The organism is Piscirickettsia salmonis LF-89 = ATCC VR-1361 (genome assembly GCF_000297215.2).
Lineage (GTDB): Bacteria > Pseudomonadota > Gammaproteobacteria > Piscirickettsiales > Piscirickettsiaceae > Piscirickettsia > Piscirickettsia salmonis.
Genome location: NZ_AMFF02000091.1, coordinates 1 through 5175, shown reverse-complemented (window position 1 = coordinate 5175; position 5175 = coordinate 1). Strand labels below are relative to the sequence as shown.

At 34.0% G+C, this 5175-nt stretch carries 7 protein-coding genes; 1 reads left to right on the top strand and 6 read right to left on the bottom strand.

Annotated elements, in window-relative coordinates; genetic code table 11:
* Window positions 1-95: 95 nt before the first annotated feature.
* From C200_RS14580 to C200_RS09475, 6 genes are all read right to left on the bottom strand, one after another.
* Window positions 96-746, bottom strand: coding sequence for a helix-turn-helix domain-containing protein (locus C200_RS14580; protein WP_016211670.1), 651 nt, complete (start codon window positions 744-746; stop codon window positions 96-98).
* 171 nt (window positions 747-917) lie between these two features.
* A complete protein-coding gene (locus tag C200_RS09495; protein ID WP_016211672.1) occupies window positions 918-1073 on the bottom strand; it encodes a hypothetical protein in 156 nt (51 codons plus the stop codon).
* 6 nt (window positions 1074-1079) lie between these two features.
* The gene (locus C200_RS09490) at window positions 1080-1355 is read right to left on the bottom strand and encodes a putative toxin-antitoxin system, antitoxin component, ribbon-helix-helix domain protein (protein WP_016211675.1); all 276 of its coding nucleotides are present in this window, start codon (window positions 1353-1355) and stop codon (window positions 1080-1082) included.
* Window positions 1348-1629 (bottom strand): BrnT family toxin, encoded by a 282-nt coding sequence (locus C200_RS09485; protein ID WP_016211674.1) that lies wholly within the window; start codon window positions 1627-1629, stop codon window positions 1348-1350. Before C200_RS09485 ends, C200_RS09490 begins: the two co-directional genes overlap by 8 nt.
* 671 nt (window positions 1630-2300) lie before the next feature.
* On the bottom strand, window positions 2301-2666 hold the full coding sequence (locus C200_RS09480; protein WP_016211673.1) for a hypothetical protein: 366 nt from the start codon (window positions 2664-2666) through the stop codon (window positions 2301-2303).
* Window positions 2659-3396, bottom strand: coding sequence for a ParA family protein (locus C200_RS09475; RefSeq protein WP_016211671.1), 738 nt, complete (start codon window positions 3394-3396; stop codon window positions 2659-2661). The genes C200_RS09480 and C200_RS09475 overlap by 8 nt, the downstream gene beginning before the upstream one ends.
* Before the next feature lie 462 nt (window positions 3397-3858).
* Between C200_RS09475 and C200_RS09470 the strand changes: the two genes are divergently transcribed.
* Window positions 3859-4929 (top strand): hypothetical protein, encoded by a 1071-nt coding sequence (locus C200_RS09470; protein ID WP_016211676.1) that lies wholly within the window; start codon window positions 3859-3861, stop codon window positions 4927-4929.
* The last annotated feature ends 246 nt before the right edge of the window (window positions 4930-5175 follow it).

Below are 5175 nucleotides of genomic sequence, written 5' to 3'. Positions count from 1 at the left end.
CTCAAAACATTTAGCACAGGAAAAAATAATCAATAAAAATGTGCAATCTGACAGTCTGATCAATCAGACAAATGTTGTCAGATGATTTAAGCTTGTCAGATCATATCTGGAGTTTTACACTTCAGTCCTTGGTATGAGTATTGTGTTTCTACTACCGTGCCAATTATTTTAAAACTACCTTCGAAATTAGAAGCACTAGCAACATCTATGTTAATTCTTCTAAAACAATCCCGCCCCCTTTCAGCTATTTTCTGAAGTAAAATCAAATCTCCATTTTCAATAGAGACTAATAAAATATCATTTTCACCTTGAGGTAAATCATAATCAATAATAAGTACAGTACCCTGCCTATAAATCGGAGCATACGCTAAGGTATCTACTTTTACCGCTAATCCCTCATTTTTCTTAAAGCGGTATCCTGTACTTACTAACTCTATTTTTGTTTTGTTTGATTTTTTAGTAGACAAGCATGAATTAACTTGACTTAAATTTATAACTGGTAAACGGCAAGCAACTTGATCTGTTAAATACTGCTCACAGCTTTTATGTTTTAAGTCATGTAATTCCTCTATCCCTAATAATTGGTCTAAAGAAACATGAAAGTAACTCGCTAATGGAAGTAAATTGCTAACTGTTGGATTTGGACTCTCTTTATTTAATAATCGTGAAATTGTGCTTGCCGGCACACCTGTTGCTCTTGCTAACTCAGCATCACTGCTAATAGAGTGAATTTTCATTAATTCCATCAACCGCTCTGATAGCTTCGTACATTTCCTTTCCACTTAACCGTAAACTCCACCTAATATAATACAGTTAATAGTTTCTCTGCATTTTATCATTAATTAGCAAGCAAAACCTGCCTTCACAAAATATATTAATGCTAAAAACAAACAAGATAATATTTATAAATTAATTTACTATTTGCTCGCCTGCTTAATTTGATTAGGTGTGTAGCCTTTTACTTCAGACAAACACATTGCATCAAACTCTCGCATAATTTGCTCACTTATCACACCGGCATCATGAAAATCCTTTGCAGTTTCATGTAATGCTTCTATTAAATTCTTACTCATAACGTTCTATTCTTCTTTTCTCACCAGTTTACCCATTAAAAACAAATGAATCACACTAGAAAGCATAGTCTGATAGGGTACACCTTCTTCCAAAGCCCTTGCATGTGCACGACTGTAATCTGTTTCAGTTAAACGAATGCTAATTGGCTTGGTTTTTTTCCCCATATTCTTCGCTGATTCTATTAACGAAGTTGCATCCAAAGACTCTCCCTGTAAAAACTCATCAAAAGAGTCTTCAATAGCTTGCTCTTCTTTATCTAGCTTAATATTCTTCTTAATCATCGCAATCATCTCCTAAGTAGTATTTAGTCGCTTTTCTGGATGGATAAGCCGTCTTTAAGAACCAATTACCATTTTCTTTCATCACATAAGGTACAATAACGGCATAACCTTCTATTTCAACAACCGCAATCATTTGATGACTATACTCAGGGCTTGGATGCCTTTTATTATCAAGCATTCTACCTAAACCAATTGCAGTAACCACATCCTCAAAGCCAAAACCTCGTTCCTTTTTTAGTTTGTTATTCTTCTCTTCAGACCACTCTATATGCATCGAGTTTAATTTCTGTATCAATTTGTATATACATATATAATAGATTAAAGTTTTTTATTTGTCACGGAATCCGCTACATTATTTTTAATAGTATATTTTTAACAATATATACTAAAGGTAATAAAATCAAAGGGGAAGAACTAGGCAACAAAATACAATCAGTATATTATCTTTCTATACAAACTTATTATACTGATATGGACACTAAAAAATGGGCCTCAGCCAAACAAGCGAAAATCTTAAGCGAACGCTAAGAAAGAATAATTTTAAGTCCTATACAATCATATTACTTCTCAAATAACGAAAAGTAATAACATCAATTTTATCAGACAACTAACACCCAAATATTACATATATACAACAGAGTACATAATTATACACATAGATTATTCATATATACGTGTACACATGTACTATGTACATATACATTATCAATATGTACATGGCGGTAAAATTTGATTATCAATTTTGGCCGTATTTTTGAACTAAAAATAACAATCAATATTCATGAATCACACTAAGAGTATAGAAAGGTCAAGGTTTAGCAAAAGAGGTAATTTTTATAGTCAGGATTTAAACCTATTTTTAGAAAAATTATTATCACTTGATAATACAATTGGCTTTCAGAGTATAGGACCTCCTAATCACCAATAGATTTATTCATATACAAACTATCTGAGTTTTGTATATCCACAAGATGAATTAACTTGTAAAATAGATTTTTCTTCTTTCAGTTTATCTAGTGCATACCTCAGTAATCCATTAATTAAAACTTGCTCACTACCTTCACACATATGTTTCAAATCAAATTGATTATCTTTGGTAAGGCCAAAATTAACTTGCTTCCCAACCGTTGAGCGCATAATTCTAGGAGCTCCAATAGCTACTATTTGAGTTTCCTCTGGTTTTGCTTCTAAAGGCTTACTTGCGCTTTCAACAAATCGTTCTTGCTCTGGAGTTCTATTAGTAGAAGGTTTAGTTTGTGGAAGTTTACTTTTAGCATTCCAATCAATTACAGAATCTTTTGTATCAGACATGTTCATGTTCTCCTACATTAACGTTATCTTGCTTTACTTCAATTTTTTTTATAGAGAAATCAAAACCGAATGAATGAGAGAATAATTTAGCAATTTCTAAAGAAGCTTTATGTCCCTGCTTTTTTCTATATTCTTTTTCATATTCAGATACACATAAACCTGAATCTCTTGCTCTGCGAAACTGAGGTCTATCAACTAAAGTTACTCCTGTGAACTCAGAAAGCACTCTAGAAGAAAGAAAGGTTATAGCGCTTTTACTCTCTATCACTTTAGGATTGACATGAAGGCGATTTAATAAAGTATAAAGTTTAAATTCTGGTTTAGATTGCTTTGCTATATGAACTAATGCTTCTAACTCTGTAAGAGTTTCCAAATCTTCTCCACTAGGCTGAAGAGGGGTATATAGCTCACCTATAAATGGTGATAACATAATCTCACGAAGCTCCCCATTATCTGTCCCTGCCAAATCAACTAAAACAACATCATATACCTTATCTGCTGCTTCAATTTCTCTTACCATGCTAATACCTTGAGCATGTGAACATGTAATTGGTGATAATCCATCCCATCGTGCACGGCGATTAATAAATTTAATTGAAGAACCTTGTTTATCTGAGTCGATAATTTTAACCCCTGCCCCCATCAATGACGCCATTACCGCCAAATTGGATATGCACATTGATTTCCCAACACCACCTTTTTTAGAACCGAATGCAATCACTCGAGCCATCACTTTCACTCCTAGCTACATTTAAGTACATATGCATAATGATAATGTACATGTACATAAATTCAAGAAACTTATTAAAATTTACATTTTAATAATCGATACAATTTCAGCTAAGATCATGCCTCTCTAAGCTTTACAGACAACATAGACACCAAATAAATATCACACCAAATCCAAACATGTACATTTCACATGTATACATGTACATAATCATAATGTACATGTATATATAAAAAAAGTAATTTTGTATTAGACATTTATATAATTTTATAGTATCTATTAATTGAAAATAGATATTAAATTTAAGGTGATATTTAAAAAGAAGTATATAGAAATGAAAATCAAGCCCTCTTGCCGGAGGGCTTAATAATTGGCTGGCGTAGAAACCTAACCACAACATCTCCATTTTAGGTTTCTACACAGCATTAGTCAATCCCATAAGTTTATGAGGACAGGATACTTATGCTTAAAATTCGACAACCTAAAGAAAGAGTAACCGTAGTTTATCCATGGATGACTGCTATTTGTAAACACAACCCATGCGCTTCAGCAATCTTAGCGCTGTCTACATTTCGCCATAACGAATATGGCTGGAATGAACACTATCTAACTCGTGAAGATTTAAAAGAGGCACTTTTTCATCAATTCACACTGTACCAAATTGGTAAGGCTCTAAAACAGTTATTTGCTAATAAAATATTCACTCAAATTAAACGCAAGTGCTATGACCGTACCACCGTATTTAGTTTAAACACTCAAGCGATCAGTGCCTTTCTTGAGGGTTATAAAACACAATACCCAATTAAAGAAAGACAAAAGACGAAAGAGTATAAAAGTGCTGGAAGCCTTGAAACTCCTCAAGTTGCGAATTCGAAAAATGGAACTGTCGAAATCGACTTTTCAATAAAGGAAGCACAGAAAGATAAAGAAGAGATTAATAACCCTGTACTTAATTTTGAACAATGTGCATCACAAGGGGATATTGTTATTGAGCTTGAATTTATTTTGACTCAATTACGTGAAGAAAAAAGAAAACACAATGATCAACTTTTAAACACCGTTGATTTAACTGACTGGGCAAACAAAGAACAGGAACTTAGAAACGCACTTCTAGAAACACAAGAGGCGCTTGATGAAGCAAAAGCGATGAATAGTGAGATTACCCTTAATAAGTCGTGTAACACTGAAGGTGTTACGCCTAACTTGAGTAATGACTTAGCTGTGCTTGGTAATGACTTAGCTGTGCTTGAAGATGTCCCTGTCGATATGGCTGTAGCGCATGGACCTGTGACAAACCAGCTAAGCCAAAATTTTTATAAGCAGCAAAAAAACTCAGCTGGGCGAGAAGTGACGAATAAGCACATGCAGCGATTAAAACACTTTTCTAAAAAATTTGGTAATAGTCTTGATGAAATGCTGTGGTTTTTGAAAAATGCGTATACCGAAAAAGGCTACACCATTGACAAAGTGATGGGGATTTTAAGCGCCATTGCACCAACATTTACTCGACCGAATGGGATGGCTAGTTTTTGATGTATGGCTTCGCCCTCCGTCATCTGAAGTGCAACACTACTCTATACTAAGCCGCCATCAAATACTCTAAAAAAACATGATTAGGTGAGCGATAATTCAAACTCGCTCTTCTTCTGGTGTTCAATGTATGCTCTATTTTTGGCACTGTTGCGAAAAATTATAGTGAGCTTCAGAAAGGTTATTTTCTTGTGTTCGCCCTCCGTCATCTGAAGTACAACACCGAGTAGAGAGTTCATATCCATACAG